This window comes from candidate division WOR-3 bacterium, from assembly GCA_039801245.1.
GTDB lineage: Bacteria > Hydrothermota > Tepidihabitantia > Tepidihabitantales > Tepidihabitantaceae > JAOABP01.
Map to the genome: position 1 here is coordinate 1 of JBDRUF010000016.1, position 18,481 is coordinate 18,481.

Genomic DNA, 18,481 nt, shown 5'->3' on the forward strand with positions numbered 1-18,481 from the left:
GATGGCTTACTTATCAAAAGCGAAAACTGGCAGGCGCTGAACTTGCTTTTGAATAAATACAAAGAAGAAGTGCAGACAATTTATATTGACCCGCCGTTCAACAAAGAGCAGGATGCGGATTATCTTTATAATGTAAAGTATAAAGATTCCACCTGGGCAAGTATGCTTGAGAACAGATTAAGGCTTGCCAGGGATTTATTAAGTGAAAAAGGAAGTATTTTTGTCCGCTGTGATTACAACGGCAACTGGATTGTCAGACCTTTGATGGATGAGATTTTTGTGAAAGAGAATTTTAGGAATGAGATAGTTGTTGGCCGAACAAAAACCGCCCCTTATATAGGAACCGCCCCCGAAAAAGCCGGCGTAAATTTTGGCAGTTTAATGATTGTTTATGATAATCTTTATTTATTTTCCAAAAGCACAAATTTTAAAAATAAATTTTCAGATGGGATTATAGAAGAAAGAAGAGAAGCTTATTGGAAAGATTTTAAGACTTTTTTTGATAGAGATTATAACAGATATGAGTTGCTAGGAATTATACCCGAAAAAGGATGTAGTTGGATGTGGCGTAAAGAAGTTGCCGAAGAAGCGGTTAAGAATTATCAAAACTATCTAAATGAAAGTAAGACAACAGAAGAAAGTCTTGAAGAATATTGGGAAAGAACCGAAAGAAAATTTAACTTTATTAAAAAAGAAGGTAATACACTTAAATATTGGGTAGCTCCATATAAAAAAGTTTCGCATAATAACTGGTCAGCTCTAGAAGGCTATGGGAGAAGATGGAACTTTCCCACCGAAAACTCTGAAATACTTCTCAAGCGTGTTATAGAATCCACTTCTAACGAAGGCGATTTAGTTATGGACTTCTTCCTTGGTTCTGGCACAACAACAGCAGTAGCCCACAAACTTAAAAGAAAATGGATTGGTGTTGAGATGGGAGAACATTTCTGGACCGTGGTTTTGCCGAGGATGAAGAAGGTTTTGGCTTATGATAAATCGGGCATTTCAAAGGAGGTCAAGGAATATCAAGGTGGTGGTTTCTTCAAATACCAGATTCTTGAGCAATACGAAGATGCGCTTGATAATATTGAACTAAAAGAAAACAGGCAGGCGGAAACTTTATTTAAAGATGAATATCTTCTTAAATACTTCCTTGATTTTGAGACAAGAGAAAGCCCGTATCTTTTGAGCCTTAGTGCGCTGAAGAAGCCGTTTGAGTATAAACTCAAGGTCAATCTGGCTGAAGTTGGAGAACCGCAGGAGATGGTGATTGATATTCCCGAGACCTTTAATTATCTATTAGGGTTGAAGGTGAAAAAGATAAAGGTCCGAGACAACGGCAGAAAATACCTGTTTGTTCTCGGTCAGAAAGAAGGCAAAGATTATGCCATTGTCTGGCGCGAATATTCTGATGATTGGAAGGATGAGGATTTCAAAAAAGACAGGGAGTTTATCAATCAGCAGATTTCCGAATGGCAGCCGCAGGTCGTTTATGTCAACGGGCAGAGCGTTTTGACGCCGAAGAACTGGGAAGTGAGATACATTGAGCCGGAGTTTAAAAGGTTGATGGTCTAAACCGTGAAAATCGAGAAGTACCTGGTCCTGAACCGTTATCTGCTTTCGCTTTTTGGGTTTTCTGAACCCCGGGATTTATTCAATCAGTTGAAGGATAAAAACCCGGGTTATGACAGCGACGGCAGAAGTTATTTTGTTAACACACTTCTCGCGCTGGATAATTTGAGGATATCCCGCGATCATCTTCTGCAGTATGATGAGCGGATCCGGTTGCTGGTGCAGAGAATCAACGCCAGGCGGGAGCTGGTGACGCTGAAATACTTCCAGTATCTGGCGGTGCTTTTTACCGAGATTGTGCTGGACAATCTGAAAAACAGGCAGGCGGAGTTTCTATATGAATTAAATGAATTCCTCCACCAGTATAAACAGGAGCAGGGGATTGATATTATTGAGCAGTTCGCTGAAGATGATTTAAGAAAACTTGCCTTCTGGATGGCAACCGGTTCCGGCAAGACGCTGATTATGCACATCAACTATTATCAGTTCCAGGACTATAAACTTTTCACCCCTGACAATATTATCCTGATTACTCCGAATGAGGGGCTTTCCCAACAGCATTTTGATGAGTTAATGAAAAGCGGCATTCCGGCACAGCGATATACGGGTTCACTTGCCGGCGGACTGAAACGCGGTGATGAGGTATTGGTAATTGAAATGACCAAGTTTGTTGAGGAGAAAAAGGGCGGGGGTGTAACTTTGCCGGTTGATACCTTTGAAGGGAAAAATCTGGTGTTTGTTGATGAGGGGCATAAGGGCAGAAGGAGCGAGGAGCAGAAATGGGCAAAACTGAGAAACCGGCTGGCAGAAAATGGCTTTGTCTTTGAATACAGCGCCACCTTCGGACAGATTTTAAGCGAACAGAACCGGGAGACACTTAAGGAGTATGCCAAATCAATCATCTATGACTATTCCTATAAATACTTTTATCTTGATGGCTATGGCAAGGATTTTGCTGTTGTTAATGTTACGAGGGGCAGGATTTCCCAAGACCGGTTTCAGCAGACGATGTTTATTGCCAACCTGCTCTCATTCTATCAGCAGATGCTGATATACGAAAGTGAAAAACAGCTGGCAAGAGAGTATAATCTTGAGAAACCACTCTGGATTTTTGTCGGCACTACCGTTACCGGCGAAAAGGAGGAGTCGGATATTGTGCAGATTGTGGAGTTGTTCAAAGGGGTAATCGCCAACGAGGAATGGGTTAGAGCAACTGCCGATAAGATTCTTAATGGCAAAACCGGCTTGAAGGATGAAAACGGCAATGATATTTTTGCCGGCAGGTTTGATTTGTTAAAAAGCCGCGGGTTTGACTTTGACGACATTTATCAGCGGGTATTTGGCGGCAGGGGAGCGCTTGGTGTCTTTGTGCTGAAAAATGCCGAGGGTGAAATCGGGCTGAAGACTGGGGACAATGACTATTTTGGGGTCATCAATATCGGTGATGTTGGTGGGTTCAGAAAGATGCTGGAAAATAAAGGAATCAGTGTCTCGGAGGATGTTATCAGGAGTTCACTTTTTGATGAAATCAAAACGGAAAATACCAAACTGAATGTCCTGATCGGCGCCAAAAAGTTCATTGAGGGCTGGGACACTTGGCGGGTATCGTCAATGGGTCTTCTGAATATCGGCTCCGGACAGGGACCGCAGATTATTCAATTGTTCGGCAGAGGGGTGAGGCTGAAGGGCAAGGGGAAGACATTACAGCGCAGTGGTGACGAAAGGATAAAACATCTGGAGACACTGAACATCTACGGCATCAAAGCCGATTATCTGAGCAGATTTCTTGAGGCGATCAAGAAAGAGGAAATTGAGTATGAGACGATTTTAATACCGGTGCAACCATTACATCAGGATAAGTGGGATACTTTACATATTCTGGTAGAGAACGAGGGGCGAAAATTTGAAGAGGAGGAGGTTCTGCAGTTGAAACTGGACCGCCGATATCATTGCGCTCTTGACCTGATGCCCAGAGTGACAATATATCAGTCTGCTGAAAAACGGCAAACCGGCGTCATCAGTCGGGCAATAACCAGTGAGAAGCCGGAACAGACAATACCGGCAGAGATAACGGAGATGCTGGACTGGGAGCGATTTGAAAGGGAAATTTACGAGTATAAAGCAATCAAAGGCTACTGGAATCTTGTCTTCACCCGCAATGACCTGCAGAATCTTTTGCATTCCAATCTTTATAGTATTTCCGCCCCGCAGGATATTCTGGAAGTAAAAAATAAGAGTGATATAATACGATTAGAAGATATCGCCATTATGGTCGTCAAGAAATATTTAGACACATTCTACCGTCATAATGCCCGGCGGTTTGAGACCGAAAATTTACGCTGTGATAAATTAGGGCAGTTGATGTTAGCTCTGGACGAGCCATATGTCGTCCAGGTGGATAAAACAAAGAGGAAATTAATAAGAAAGATAAAAAAATTAGCACAAGACCTGAAGGAACTATGGCAGGGTGAAAATGCCGACTTACCGCGAATCTACTTTGACCGGCATCTTTATGTACCAATCTTACTTAAGAGCAAGGAAATTGACAAAATAACACCTGAGGGGCTGGTAAATAGTGAAAAGAAATTTGTAAAAGGAATCCGGGAGTATCTCAAATCCCACCAGAAGGAGTTTCAGAATTATGAAATTTTTCTACTTCGGAATTTGCCCAAAAGTGGCGTCGGATTTCGTCTTACCTGGAGCGGGTTTTACCCTGACTTCATAATGTGGGTAAAGAAGGGTAATAATCAGTACATCGTATTCATTGACCCGAAAGGGTTGGTGCACTCAAAAGGACTTGATGATGAAAAAATTGTCTTTGCCGGATTTACCAACACTAATTCAGATGCGGTTACAATAAAAGCCATAGAAGAGATGCTAAATATGCCAAACATCCGGCTGAAATCATTTATCCTATCATTCACACCGTATAATGAATTGATTAAGGGTATGACCGAACCTCCATCGCAAGAGGAATACGAACAACATCATGTATTATTCCTGGATGATGACACCTGGCCACAAAAGTTGTTCTCTATTCTTTCCTTAACCTACCATTAGTATTAAAATAATCGAGCAGAAATAAAAAATTTCCGCAATTCTGCCGATGGATTCCACAGGTTTGGTTCGTAGTGACACCTTCACCCTTCCTTTTTCTGAGGCAGGAGTGGTGAAAGAGATAAAGAGGGCGCTAGAAGGGCGACAGGCAAGATTACCAGAATAAAACGGGCGCGGTAGGTTTTGGGAAAGATAGAATTGAGAATTAAGTAAAACTGAGCCAGAAGGCGGATGGTGCGGCGGTGCTTTCTTAAGATAGGAAATTTTAGTATATTAAAGGCAGACGGCAACTCTGAAGGAGTTGCAACAGTACTTAAAATTTGAAGACATTCGGACAAAATAAAAGATAGAAGAGAGCATCTCTTTAAGGTTGCCAATGAAATTAAAGAAATATTTGCAATAGGAGGTGAAAGGTATGGCGTTTAAGGTTTTGTTTATTGCCCATTCCCCTGATGCCGAGCCAGAGAGGCATCGGTGTGTTGTTGAGACGCCCAGGTGCTATAAACTTTTTGTGGTGGTGGTGAAAAACCAAAAGGAGGCACTTGAGGTGAGTAAAAGGTATGTGCAGGAGGAGGGGGTGCAGTCAATCCTTCTCTGTCCTGGATTTACCCATAAGGATATTGCCGAGATAGCACAGGCGGTTGGCGAGAATGTGGGAATTTCGGTGGCAAGAGGCGATGGTCCGAGTAACAGGATTGCAATGGAGGTGATGAGAAATGAGGGCTGGTTTTCCTCAGAGTGATATGTATTATGTCTATCTAATCCAGAACAGGGCGAATAAAAGGGTGCGTTATGGTTATGCAGAGGATTTGCGGCGTTGCCTGAGGGAATTCAATAAGACTGGCGATTGGGAACTAATCTATTATGAGGCATATCGTGCAGAAGAGGATGCCAAGAAGCGGGCAAACCAACTGCATTACTTGGGGCAGTCGCGGATATATATCAGGCGGCGTTTGGTTAGGTCGTTGTTAAAATAACTGCCTATGGTTCGGTTACGATAAGTAACTGGTCGGGTTTGACATCTTTAATAGTAACGGTTGATTTCGGTCCGAAGCGAATCACACTCCTTATTGCGTAAGAAGAATTTTTCTAGTCAAGTGAAGACGGTTAGCCTGGAGATAGATAAAGTAGGCGCCTGGTGGAAGGCGGTTACGGCTTTCGTCAGTGCCGTCCCAGAAAAAGGTGTGGTTGCCCGCCTGCTTGTCTGCTTGGTTTAACAGGCGAACCAGTCTGCCATCAGCGCTAAAGATTTTGATTTCTGCCTTTGCCGGATAGGGCAGGTGATATCTTATCTCCACATAATTACGGAAGGGGTTCGGTGAAACGGTCGCCTGTAAACTCAACTTTTCTGAAGAGCCGCTCTGAATCCCAACAATCTCATCCCTGAACACATAAATGTGGGATGTCGGGCAGGAGACAAAGACCCGATTTCCAAGAGAGTCAAAACCAGAGCCGAATATCTGGTTGGCTATTCCCACAGGAATGGGAAACTGGACAAGTCTATCAATGGTATCAAGGTCGGCATCAATAAACAGGATACCGCCATTAAGCGAGTCGTTGGCATCAAGACACCAGTAGACCCGGCTTGCCTGCGGATGGCTGAATGGTCTTGGAAACTGCGACCTCGAACCAGGCAGGAGAATAGAATCTATGATGCTGTCGGTCGGTCCGTCAATCACCAAGATAAATGAATAACGGCTGAAGTAAGCCTTGTTCTTTACCGGCTGCCAGGTTGCGCCCATTACATATCCTGAAATGGAGTCAAGCATCGTATCCGCTATCGCATCTGCCGAGTAAAACATACCCTGGAAATTTAAAGGGAGGACAGTGAAATACAGTTTGTTGTCCTTCAGGTTGCAGGCACCAGGCGGCGAAGGAAAGAAGAATGGTCTATGAGGAATCGTGGTGAGAAGAGAGTTGGTAACACCATCAACAACATTGAGATGGGCGATATCCTCAATATAGACCTTATTCACGCCGCTGTGCCAGACTATCCAGGGAGAAGAGTTAGACGGGTCAATGGGAATCGGCACGACAGCGATAACCGTATCGGCGTCATAATCAATCACACTCAGGGCAGATGTAGCAGAGTGTGAGGAGTAAAGTTTGTGATTGGTGGTATTCACGGTCAGGTCAAACGGGTAAGGGGCAACAGGAATTGTCTTGATGACCGTGTCCGCGAAGCAGTCAATCACCGAGAGGGAGTTGAGTTCAAAGTTTGAACAATACAACTTCCTTTTTTCTGGATGCAGGCACATCCGCAGTCCCTCAAATCCGCGCCGACCGGTGGCGATTGACTTGATAAGCCTGCCATTATCAGCGTTCAGGATAAAGAGGACATTATCAAGTGTATTGTAATCAAGGGAGTAGACATATAACTTATTGACCAGCGGATTAAAGACAACATCCCCGAGCGCCGAAATGCCGGTTCTAATCGTATCCAGAACCTGAAGGTTTTCAGCATCAATCACCAGAATCTGATTTGTATAATGACTGGTGGCGTAAAGCAGTTGTCGCTGAGGATTATAGCACAAATCAACCACCTTTCCGGGAACAGAAACCGAATCGGTGAAAAGCGTATCCGCATTGCAATCCAGAACCCTTATAAAGTTGCCTTTCATGAAATACAGCCGGTTCAATGTTGGGCTATGAACCGGTTTACAATATGAAGAGTGACCAGGTACTGAAAGCGTTTTAATAACACTATCATTTTCGCAGTTAATTACTGCAATAACCTCAGGGGCACCTGTCCTACAACCGAAACAGTATAGTTTATTGCTAAGCGAGTTATAGAAAAGATGGCAAAACTCTCCAAACTGGACCTCAGGCAGGCGTTTGATAATCCGGTTTGTTGCCCCATCAATAATGAGGAGGGCATTCGACAGGGTAAGATAGATTTTATTTGAGTGGGACAAATAGAGGGATTTGATAGCCCAGCCTGCGGTTTCTTCTAAGACAACGCTATCAATTACCCGGTTGGTTCTGCCATCAATTACCGTCATTATACCCACGGAATGATTGTCAATGGTAAACACGCAATAGCGATTGTTGTGAGAATTCCAGACCATATCCAATATGTCGCGAGTGAAGCGCAACCGCATCCGGATTTGATTGGTTGTGCCATCCAGAACCGCCAGCCCGTAAAAGTATTTTTCAAATCCGTCCACGATTTGTTGGTCTGGCAAGGTATAATCCGGGATTTTCAATCTGGCAAGATAACAGTTTTCTGAGTCATTGAATACACCGGTAACCCCAGCAGGAACAACAGCAACAATTGAATCTGTAGATGGGTCAATTACCACACTTCCCTTATAGGTGAAAATAAACACCCTGTTATTCCGCTGCCAGTAAAAAGCCCTTACTGTGCCATAAGCGGTTGGCAGGTCCTTGATGATGCGGTTGGTGGCACAGTCAACCACAATTGTCCAGCCCATATCACCGGCGCAATAGAGTTTACTGCCATCGCCAGTGCATATTAGTGCGGATGGTTCGGTAGTTGCGCCGTGGTCTTCTGGATGATAATTTACCGGAATTACCTTTTCCAGATACTGGGCAGAGAGATTTAATAATGAACCGGAAATGGCAATGATACAAACAACTCTTAAAAACGGAGTGAAGTGTCGGGTCATTTTCAAACCTCCTTATCTTACACTATCTGACAACCAGTTTCAATGACTGCTGGTTGCCATTTGCTGCCTCTAACCTCAATAGATACACACCGGCAGGGACCTGAGTTTTAGCATCTGAACACCGGTTCCAGGTTAAAGAATGAGTTCCAGGGTTAAGTTGCTGGTCAAGAAGTGTGTGGACAAGTTCACCGGCAGCGTTATAGATTTTTGCCTGATAGTGCGAACTGTGGAGAACTGAAAAGCGGATGATGGTCTTATTAGAGAATGGATTGGGATTGGCAAAGAACTGCTGATTTTCCATTTGGGTTACACCGGAAACCTGTTCTCCACCAGGTTCTGAGCAACCGCCCCGGTAGTAGATTTTCCAGAAATTTCGGCTGCCACCTCCAAAGAATGCGTAGTAGAAGTAATCTTCACCATAGGCCGTCGCTGCACCCATCTGAATAATTTCAGGTGTAGGCGAGTAAGCGCGAGTGTTCCAATTGCTGGGCCAAAGAGCCACCATTCTTGCCCCGGCTCTATCATCATTAGGACCTTTTGCCAGGCAGAAAAGATACCAAGCAAGCGAAGGTTCGCAGTTCATAGAGGTCATAGCGGTTCCCGGTCCCGGGGTAACAGGCAGATATTTGGAGTTATGCCAATCGTTATCAGCAGGGCTGTAGGCGATAATCTGTTTTCGTTCATCGCTTTGCTGCATAGAATCACAGGGAGCACAAAAGATTGAATCCAGCGTCAGGTTGGAGTTGTGAATCCAAGTGAGACTGGCACCCGGACAGGCATGAAGGTCTACCCGGTGTCCATAAGGGTCGCGATAATGCATGGAATCAAGGCGATACCAGTTGTAGGTAGTGCCTTTGGGTCGGGGACCGCCTGCAGCACCTGGACCATATGGACCATAATGGTAGAAGTGAGTGCTACCACCACCGATGAGTGCATACACAAAGAAGTACTCACCTCTGCGGGCAAAGGTAAGCGCACCACCAGACTTGACCGGTTCTGGAATGTCAGGCAGTCGCTGCCAGGTATTACTAATAATGTCATAGAGCCAGAATTCGGGTGTGTTGCCGCCGCGCAGGGCGTATATCACCCCGAATGTGTCAGCCGTGAGTGCAGCACCGTCAAAAAAGGTAGGCGTATTTGAGTTAATAACATACCAGGTGTTACAGGGAATGCTGTATCTCAGAAAGGCGTTAGTTCCACCGCCCATAATCGCATATAACTGCCCCTGTCCGCCGTATGTTAAAGCGGCACCGGGTTGAGGTCCAGGCACTTGAGGCGGAATTGGCGCAAGTTGAATCCAGTCGGCATTAGCAGGACCGATGAGCGCAAAAATCAGGGTCGCAATGAGGATGAAGGGGGTAGTTTCTCTTCTCTTCTCTTCTCTTCTCTCATCTTTACTCCTTTCTGAGCGGATTACCGCTCTTTTTCTCTAACGACCCGACACTTGCACTTCCAAGTTTAATTATACATCATCTTTATATTTTGTCAATATGCTTGTTAAAATAATGTTGATGGATAAATTTTAGGGTATCGGTGATTCTACTCAGTTACGATTAGTAATATATCAGGCTTTATGTCCTTCAATTCTATCATTGCATTAGGTCCGAAGCGGACTTGAACGGTTAAGGGTTCATTTGATTTGCCTAAGCCGAAGTGCTGGATTAAGGAGTTCTGGCTGGTTGTGCCCTTGCCGCCTTCCACCTCCCTTATATATCTTTTTTTGCCCTGAATGACGGTAATGCGGGCACCAATGCCAGCAGCGTTGTGTTTTGTGCCTACAACCTTGACCTTGAGCCAGTGGTTGTCGTTTTTGGTGTCGTTGCGGAAAAGTTTAAGACCTGAGCCAGAGCCGACAATTAAGTCCATATCACCATCGTTGTCAAAGTCGGCAAATGCGCAGCCCCAGCCGTTGAACACCCTTGTGCCCGAAAGATAGGTGGCTTCGGTAAATTGCCAATGACCAATGTCTAATAGCCATTTTGGGGTTGGATTTAACTGGTTGAGATATAAAAATGAGCGTCTGCCTTCATAGATGGAGGTGATGTAAAGGTCGAGGTCACCGTCGTTGTCAACATCGGCAAATGCCGGGTCAGAGTGGGTCTCTTCGTAACGGATGCCCAGTTGGGCGCGCCTGTCAATGAATTGAGGGTTTGCCTTTGAACCGCGGTTTTCATAAAACATTGAGCGGTTCGAGAATTCAATGTAGCGGGGATGGGCAAGGTTGGCGCAGAACAGGTCAAGGTCGGAGTCGTTGTCATAATCTGCCCAGACCGAACCAATGGTATGACCGAACCAGCCCGAGACCTCTTTGCCCGCGATGCCCAGTTTTGGTGCAAGGTTGGTGAAGGTACCGTTCTGGTTGTTATGCCAGAGAAAATTCTGGCAAAGGCGGTAGTTGGAGACATAACAGTCAGGATAGCCGTCGTCATTGTAATCTGCCCAGTTCACACCCCTGCCGGCAAGGGGTTCGTTATATGGAGGGATGATTCCGGCTTTTTCAGTGATGTCCTTGAAGATGTCCTGCTCGTTTTTGTAGAGGCGGTCAGGGTAGTAGCGGTGTTCTTCCCAGTTTTCATAGTTGGCGCAGTAGATGTCAACCCAGCCATCCTGGTCAAAGTCGGCAACACCGCAGCCTTCGGTTGGATAGGGGTCAGAGGGAGAGCCCAGCGATTCGGTGCGGTCATAAAATCTGCCAAAACGGTTGAGGAGGAGATGGTCACTGGTGTCTGAGCCGCAGATGTAGATGTCAAGCCAGTAGTCATTGTTGAAGTCGGCAAAGATGCCGCCTCGTCCCTGCACACCAGTTAAACCCACGGAGTCGGTAACATCGGTAAAGTATCTGCCGGAGTCGTTGCGAAAAAGGCGGCAGCCGTTAAGTAGCAGATCCTCATAGCCATCATTGTTGTAATCGCCCCAGGCGACACGGGATTCTCTGCGACCACCAAGACCAAATGAGTCGGTGACATCCGTGAAGAGCGGACCAGAATAGTTTAATAGCCTCCGCGCCAGTTTTAACTGTTCATGAGGGGAGATGCCCATTTTTTGCAGGGCGGTGTCAGCGCGGCTTGACCAGTAGTTGCGCGAGTCGCCAAAGGCTATTGCCTTTAAATAGGCAAGTTGCGCACTGTCATTTTTACCCAAGGCTTGATAAACCTCACCTAAGAGGCAGAAATAGGGTGCGGGTGTTGCTTCGTTCTCGGTATCCCAGGAGAACCTGTTTATCGCCTCATAAAGATATGGCAAAGCCTCTGAATGCCGGTTCTGAATTATTAGCGCCTCGGCAAGTGTAGCCCGGGCGAGCCCGTATAAGAGCGGGTATTCAAGTTGCCACTGCTCAATCGGCTTGTTTTTAGGCTTTTTTGCCTTTGGCTCAAGTTCTATCGCCTTGCGGGCATAACCTTCGGCAACTTCGGGTCGGAAACGAAGGCGATTGAAAAGGGCAGCGGCATAGCGGTAACGAAAGGGGTCAAGGGAGTCGTCATTTATCATCTGCTCTGCCATCTGGGCAAGGCTGATGGTGTCCTTTAACCCATAAAGGGAGCTCAAGAGATAGATGTAGAATGTCTGACGCCATTCGGTCTGGGGATAACGGGCAAGGAAGCGGGAGATGACGAGGGTTTTGGCGGTGTCGTTGTTCCAGACCGGATATAAGGAGTCGTAGAACATTGCACCGATTAATTCATAGACCGGTGCAGAATCAGGAAACATTAATGCGAGGACACTGGCGGCGCGGCGGGCGCGGGTTGTATCTGAGAGATTGAACCCGGCAAAGGAAATAAGCAGGGCGCGATAGGTGGTGTCAATAAAGTAATTTTTTGCCTCACTGGCAATGACTTGTTTAACCGAATCAAGCTGAATTGTGTCATTTTTGTGCAGGTTGTAAAGCGCCTGCCATCTGCCGATTATTGCCGAGTCGTCATCAGGGTTTATTTTTAGCGCCCTTTCCCACCAAAAGAGGCTGGAGTCATAGCGGTGCCAGTGGTCGTAAACCCGGGCAAGGTCCTTGATTGCACTGAGGTTTTTTGGCTTACGCTGAATCTGCTGAAAATAGTGGTGTGTTGCCGCCTGGTAGTCCTGAAATGCAAGAAAGTCAGCGAGCGACGGCGGGGCAGAGAGAAGGAAAACGATTAAAGGAAAACTCATAAAATAAAATTTAAAAGGAAATAATCTTAAGTCAAGCTCAATTGTAACAGATAGTAACTATTGATTTCTGTAAAGTTTTTGTTAGTGTCAATATGACTTAAAAGGAGCAAAAATGAAATTGAGGCTGTTGTTTGTTTTGATATCGGGCATGGCGCTGGCAATGCCACCAAGACCGGGTTTTTCCGGACCGGAGCCGGTTTTTCCTGTGGGTGTGGAAGTTCCCGGTCCGAACAAACTCAAGGGTTATGATTTTTGTGAGACGGTGACCATTCTGATGCAGTTTCCTGATAACCAGGCGGACACAATGGAACATTCTGCTGCAAGGTTTGACTCGATGCTCTATTCGGTCGGTGTCTATAACAATCAGCCGTACCGGGCAGGAAGCCTGAATGACTTTTTTCTTGAGAACTCCTATGGTCAATATTCGGTCCGGGGCGGGATTGCTGGTAACCGGTGGTTTATGTCAAGGTATAACTACTCCAGTTATTATGATGGCAATTATCTGCTTTCCACCGGCGGGCGTCTGGCAAGGGAGAATCTCCAGCAGGTTGATTCCTTTATTGATTTCCGGGAGTTTGACCTTAATAATGACGGGCATATTGATGCGATGTTTATGGTCCATGCCGGTGCGGATGGGGCTGATAATGGTGATGTGAACTGTCTCTGGTCCCATGCGATTCCTAATTTCAATTACCGGACAGATGATGGCGTGATAATTGATGGGGTAACAAATGTGCCGGAGTTTGCTATGGTGACCGAGGCACGGGAGACAACCCTTTGCTGTATTGCGGTGATGTGCCATGAGCTTGGGCATCTGGTAGGCTTGCCCGACCTTTATGACCAGTCCCGGCGCACCTGGGGTATTGGTTACTGGGGTTTGATGGGTTATGGGGCGTGGGGTGCGGGTGGAAATACGCCCTGGAGCCCATCACATATGGAGGCATGGAGCAAGGTTGAAGCAGGTTTTGTTGAGCCGGTGGTGATTACCCATGACACCTTCGGGTTGAGAATCTTAGATGTTGAGACCAATCCGGTTGTATATAAGGTCTGGCGCGAGGGCAGAGACTGCGACACCTGCTTTCTCCTTGAAAACAGGCAGAGGAGGGGTTTTGATGCGCTGCTGCCAGGTTCAGGTCTTTTAATCTGGCATATTGACCCCTATTACAGTGCCGCGCATAACCGGGTTGATTTGGAGGAGGACTCCACCTATCACCTTGACCGTGGGAGTGGCACAAGACCGGACCCGCATATTTATCACGAGGAGCTGGGCGATACCTCAGACCCTTTGCCTGGAATCTGGAACCGGACAACTTTTGACAACTGGTCAAACCCTTCAAGTAAGGCCAGGAACAATCAACCCACTTGGGTGAGTGTGCGTAATATTCGGGAGATAGGGGATACCATCATCTGTGACATTACCTTTGATTCCAGTCAGGTTGATGTTGAGGAAAAAGGAGGAGGGATAAGGTTAATAAGAGTTAAGCCCAATCCGTTTACCAGCAAAACTGAAATCAAGTTAGAGAATGTTGGACCTGCCCTTGTTGAGATTTTTGGCAGTGATGGTAGGCGGGTCTGGCAGGGTCTGGTTAAACAACACATAGTCTGGAACGGCTCAGATTTGCAGGGAAAAAGGTTGCCTGGAGGTGTCTATCTTGTGCAGACAAATGGGTTCAGGGCAAAGGTGCTGATTCAGCGTTAAGGAGGCAAAATGGGACGGGTCTTTATCATTTTTGTGGTGTTTGTTTCTTTTTGCTTTGGTGCAAAGGAAAACACTGTTTACGGTCTTGATTCATTAACAAAGGCAACCATTGATGAGGCGCTGAGGATTCAGGGGATGAAGGAAAGGGAGTTGGGGTTTTTCAAGTTTTGGGCGGTTGACAGTTTTTTCCGGCTGAAGGTTGTTGACCGGCTGCTCTCCAATCCGCTGCAGGTGCTGCCTTATGTTGAGGAAGAGGCAAAGACAGTTAAAAATAAATATCAGAGACCTGCGAGTGTTTCATTCCATCTTTACCGGCAGATTGATGTTAAAATAACCGCAGGGGATTCGCAAGCGATATGGCAAGAGGTGCAAGGTGCAATGCGCCGGGGTCCTGTTGTCAGGGATTTGGATGCAGAGGTTCTGACAAAGGTGCTGAATTGTATCCTTGCCGGGTTTGAGATAGGCAACCGGTATCTGAATCGGGCGGTTGCCAACCTTTCTGAGCGGGAATTGAATATCCTTTTGGGTGAGGCGCCTGACTTCTGGAAGGATGAGGATGACACCTTGGAGAAGGGGTTTTCCGGGATTCTTCATCGGGAGTTCGGAAAAGATTATGACACCTCGAAGCAAATAAAGGCGGAGACGCTGCTGACCTATGCCCGCAAGATCGACCGTAAGGCTTTGGCACTTTCCGGTCTGGCGGTGGTAATGGCGGTTAATGAGGCGAAGCGGCTTATAGGCACAGGTCAAGGCATAGGTATAGTTAAAGAATCCCCTACCTATTCCTGTGATGGTGTCAAGGGCGATGTGGTTTATTACGAGGAGACCGAATGGGGCAGGGTGATTGTGGGCGGTGAAGGTGACAATGTCTATGAGTGCGAGGCGGCATTGATAATCGACATTGGTGGCAATGACAGCTATTACAATCGGGCAGGCGGGGCGATTGGGTTCCTTGGCAAGCCCTTCAGCGTGGTTCTGGACTTAAAAGGCAATGACCGTTACAGTTCAAACAAACTTTTTTCCCAGGGTTCGGCGCTTTTCGGCTGCGGGGTTTTGGTTGACCTTGAAGGGGATGATTTTTATCAGGCAAGGCATTACACTCAGGGAAGCGCCATCTTTGGCTCAGGTCTCTTGTGGGATGTTTCGGGTAAGGATTTTTATGATGCCGGTTTCTTTGCCCAGGGTGCTGGTCATTACGGGGTTGGCATCTTGATTGATGAAGAGGGAAACGACACCTATCGCTCATTCTGTTACTGTCAAGGATTTGCCTCCACCTGGGGTTATGGTCTGCTTGCAGAAATTAAAGGGAATGACCTTTATTATGCTGGGGGGAGATACAAGCACGAGCCGCTTTTGCCGAGGGAGTACCGCTCATTTTCCCAGGGTTTTGCGATTGGGCTGAGACCGGATGCCGGTGGCGGGATTGGGTTTCTTGCCGACTTTCAGGGAAACGATTTTTATAATGCCGAGGTCTTCTGCCAGGGCACAAGTTACTGGTATTCGCTGGGGATGCTTTATGATGAGGAGGGTTTTGACCATTATACCGCAGCCCAGTACAGTCAGGGTGCAGGGATTCACCTTTCTGTGGGCGCACTTGTTGATGAGGAGGGTAACGACTCCTATTTCTCCAGGCTCGGTCCAAGTCAAGGTGAGGGGCATGACCTTTCGGTTGGGGTGCTGGTGGACCGCAAGGGAGATGATGGCTATTACGCCTCTGGTGGACAGGGAATCGGTTTGACCAATTCGGTCGGGCTTTTTGTTGACCAGGATGGGAATGACTGGTATATGGCTTCAGAGTCGTTAATCTGTCAGGGAAGTTCAAACTGGGCAAGGGGGTTTGGCGGCATCGGGGTTTTTCTTGACCTGGCAGGCAAGGACTGGTATCCAGGGAGAAACTTGGCAACCGACCAGGGTAAGTGGACAAAAGGGACATATGGCTCAGGCATTGACCTGCCGAGACCGGCAACCGTGATTGACTATGAACCTGATGTTGACACATCTGAGGCAAGTATTGATTCGGTGATCACCGCGCCGGTTGAGAGTGTTTTCAAGACCGCATCCATCTGGGCGGTAGGTAATGCCCGGAAGAAGGTTTTGCGGGCAAGAAAGGAGTTGATCCGTCTGGGCAGAAAGGCGGTTGAGTATGTCTATGAAAACAAACTGGATACCAAGGATGGTCTGGAGTCAGAGGCGATTAACGCCTTGATGAAGGCTCTGCCTGATACTGCCAAGCCCTATCTTTTTAAGGGGCTGCGCGACTCAAGGTTTCTTGCCCGGCAGAATTCGGCATACTGGCTTGGCGAGATGGGCAAAAATGCGCTGGATGCGGTGGACTCAATCTTACTGGCTTTAGAGGAGAAACGGATAACCCCCAGACGGGCTGTTTATGCGTTGGGCAGTATTGGCGATTCCCTGGTTGTCCCCAAGATTCTTTATCTTTTGAAGGACACCCTCGAGGTGTCAAGAATCGTTACCGCCGAAGCCTGCGGCAAACTGAAAAATCCCCTAGCAATAGGTGATTTAATTAGGGCACTGAATGACACCTTTTTTACCGTCAGGAGTGCGGCGGAGGCGGCACTGGTGGCGATTGGCGAACCGAGCATACCTCCCTTGCTTAACAGTTTACCTAATCAGAAGCCACCAGCGCTTGGACATACTATCAGGGCAATCGGGCAGATAGTGGCAAAGAATGATAGTTTAGACGAAGAGATTAGAAATAGGTGCAGGCAGGGGCTTGTGGGCTATATCAGTCATCCAGAGCCGTTCGTCCGGTTGTGTGCGGTTGAGGCGCTGGGGAGGATGATGGATGATGATGTGCGCGCAGCACTTGAGACAGGACAAAGAGATGAGCAAGACCAGTTTGTTCTCACCGTATATGAGCAGGTTCTGGGAAAAAGGAGATAGGTGCGACAAAATTTAAGTATACATAAAAGTATACTAAATTCAGAGTGGTGAAATTGAGTTATGTCTCGCAGTTTATTTGATTTATCCAAAATTCACTTTTCGTCGGGGTACTGTCCCCTATGCAATTTTGTCACTCATCCGGAAATAAAGGATTGCCAGTAGGGAGGAGGAGGTTTTGATTATGAAGGGTTCAAAAATGGTTATGGGCACGATAAATATTTTATTGACTTTTCTTGTCGGTTTGCTATTTTATTTATTATGATATATATCCAAACGCTTAATCTGGGTGATTATATCGATGGCGAGAGAATTTTCTTTGGTGAGGGACGAGGGGAATGCGGCATCGCGCTTCATCTGCCCTTGAAGAACTATGTTGCTGGTGCTGACCCGAATACCGATTACGCCTTGATGATTTCGGTTGCCAACAATCTGATTGAGTTCCTTTTGTATAAACGGCAGGAGAAGGGACCGGAACAGTGGGATTATAATGGTGAGAGGGCGCAAGAGGTCTATAATGTGTGCGGCGACAATGTCTCAACCAGTGGGATAATCATTGAGGACCGTAACTATCCGACCGGCGCCAAGCTGCAGATTTTCCTTGACAAGACATTTGGTGCTAACGAGGTGGCAATCCGCTGGAAGGGGCAGATGGTGGGGGATGAGCATCTCCTTACTGACTATGAGGAGTATCTAAAAGCGGAGCTCAAACAGCACCACCACGCCACTGATTAAATTTAACGGTTTGTTTCAATCTTTTAAACCTGGTGAAGAAAATGGGGCAGTTGGTTGGTTTTAGACAGGTTAGCAAGGAGCCGGAGGTAATCGCTCTGATTACCGAAGCGGACCGGCAACTGGAGATACTGGGTTTTACCGAACATGGATTCAGGCATGCCCGGTTGGTTGCCAAGAACAGCCGGCGGATTCTTGTGGAGCTGCGGTATGATGAAAGGGTGGCAGAACTCAGTGCGATTGCTGGGTACCTGCATGATATCGGTAATGTTATTAACCGACAGGGGCACGACTGGACAAGTGCGTTACTTGCCCGGGAGATTCTTGTCCGTTTGGGGATGGATTATTCAGAGGTCGCCCAGATTATGACCGCAATCGGGAATCATCACGAGGAGGGTGGAAACCCGGTTTCGGAGATTGCCGCGGCACTGATATTGGCAGACAAGGCTGATGTTCATCGGAGCCGGGTGCGCAATCCTGCCCTGATTAAGTTTGATATCCATGACCGGGTTAACTATGCGGTCAAGCGGTCAACCCTGACGGTTGATTATCCCAGCCGGCGGATTGTTTTTGACCTGAATGTGGATACTGCGATTGCACCGGTGATGGAATATTTTGAGATATTTTTGAGCAGAACGGTGATTTCCCGTCGTGCGGCTGATTTTCTCAACTGCCGTTTTGAACTGGTGATTAACGGCACCCGGCTGGTTTGAGGTGAGATGGCACAATTGACAATAATAATTAAACT

The 18,481-nt window shown here is 46.8% G+C and carries 11 protein-coding genes; 8 read left to right on the forward strand and 3 right to left on the reverse strand.

Features of this window, described 5'->3' with window-relative positions; translation table 11 throughout:
• The 4 genes from ABIK47_03495 to ABIK47_03510 form a co-directional block, all read left to right on the forward strand.
• Nucleotides 1-1,575, forward strand: a 1,575-nt coding sequence (locus ABIK47_03495; GenBank protein MEO0019690.1) for a site-specific DNA-methyltransferase, incomplete at its 5' end; no start/stop codon positions are given.
• A 3-nt stretch (nt 1,576-1,578) separates the two neighbouring features.
• Nucleotides 1,579-4,632 carry a DEAD/DEAH box helicase family protein gene (locus ABIK47_03500; GenBank protein ID MEO0019691.1) on the forward strand — a complete coding sequence of 1,018 codons (3,054 nt, stop codon included), beginning with the start codon at nt 1,579-1,581 and terminating at the stop codon, nt 4,630-4,632.
• Between the two features lie 412 nt (nt 4,633-5,044).
• A complete protein-coding gene (locus ABIK47_03505; GenBank protein ID MEO0019692.1) occupies nt 5,045-5,371 on the forward strand; it encodes a DUF6506 family protein in 327 nt (108 codons plus the stop codon).
• Nucleotides 5,346-5,606 (forward strand): hypothetical protein, encoded by a 261-nt coding sequence (locus ABIK47_03510; GenBank protein MEO0019693.1) that lies wholly within the window; start codon nt 5,346-5,348, stop codon nt 5,604-5,606. Before ABIK47_03505 ends, ABIK47_03510 begins: the two co-directional genes overlap by 26 nt.
• 90 nt (nt 5,607-5,696) lie before the next feature.
• On the opposite strand, the gene ABIK47_03515 is transcribed toward ABIK47_03510, so the two are convergent.
• The 3 genes from ABIK47_03515 to ABIK47_03525 form a co-directional block, all read right to left on the reverse strand.
• The gene (locus ABIK47_03515; GenBank protein MEO0019694.1) at nt 5,697-8,258 is read right to left on the reverse strand and encodes a FlgD immunoglobulin-like domain containing protein; all 2,562 of its coding nucleotides are present in this window, start codon (nt 8,256-8,258) and stop codon (nt 5,697-5,699) included.
• Between the two features lie 22 nt (nt 8,259-8,280).
• Nucleotides 8,281-9,465, reverse strand: a complete 1,185-nt coding sequence (locus ABIK47_03520; GenBank protein MEO0019695.1) for a T9SS type A sorting domain-containing protein — start codon at nt 9,463-9,465, stop codon at nt 8,281-8,283.
• Nucleotides 9,466-9,797: 332 nt separating this feature from the next.
• Nucleotides 9,798-12,401 (reverse strand): FG-GAP-like repeat-containing protein, encoded by a 2,604-nt coding sequence (locus tag ABIK47_03525; GenBank protein MEO0019696.1) that lies wholly within the window; start codon nt 12,399-12,401, stop codon nt 9,798-9,800.
• A 112-nt stretch (nt 12,402-12,513) separates the two neighbouring features.
• On the opposite strand from ABIK47_03525, the gene ABIK47_03530 reads away from it, so the two are divergent.
• The 4 genes from ABIK47_03530 to ABIK47_03545 all read left to right on the forward strand — a co-directional run bounded on the left by ABIK47_03530 (nt 12,514) and on the right by ABIK47_03545 (nt 18,446).
• Nucleotides 12,514-14,100 carry a M6 family metalloprotease domain-containing protein gene (locus ABIK47_03530; protein ID MEO0019697.1) on the forward strand — a complete coding sequence of 529 codons (1,587 nt, stop codon included), beginning with the start codon at nt 12,514-12,516 and terminating at the stop codon, nt 14,098-14,100.
• 9 nt (nt 14,101-14,109) lie between these two features.
• A complete protein-coding gene (locus ABIK47_03535; protein MEO0019698.1) occupies nt 14,110-17,004 on the forward strand; it encodes a HEAT repeat domain-containing protein in 2,895 nt (964 codons plus the stop codon).
• Nucleotides 17,005-17,262: 258 nt separating this feature from the next.
• Nucleotides 17,263-17,736, forward strand: coding sequence for a hypothetical protein (locus tag ABIK47_03540; protein ID MEO0019699.1), 474 nt, complete (start codon nt 17,263-17,265; stop codon nt 17,734-17,736).
• Nucleotides 17,737-17,777: 41 nt separating this feature from the next.
• Nucleotides 17,778-18,446: an HD domain-containing protein gene (locus ABIK47_03545; protein MEO0019700.1), complete on the forward strand. Its 669-nt coding sequence runs from the start codon at nt 17,778-17,780 to the stop codon at nt 18,444-18,446.
• The last annotated feature ends 35 nt before the right edge of the window (nt 18,447-18,481 follow it).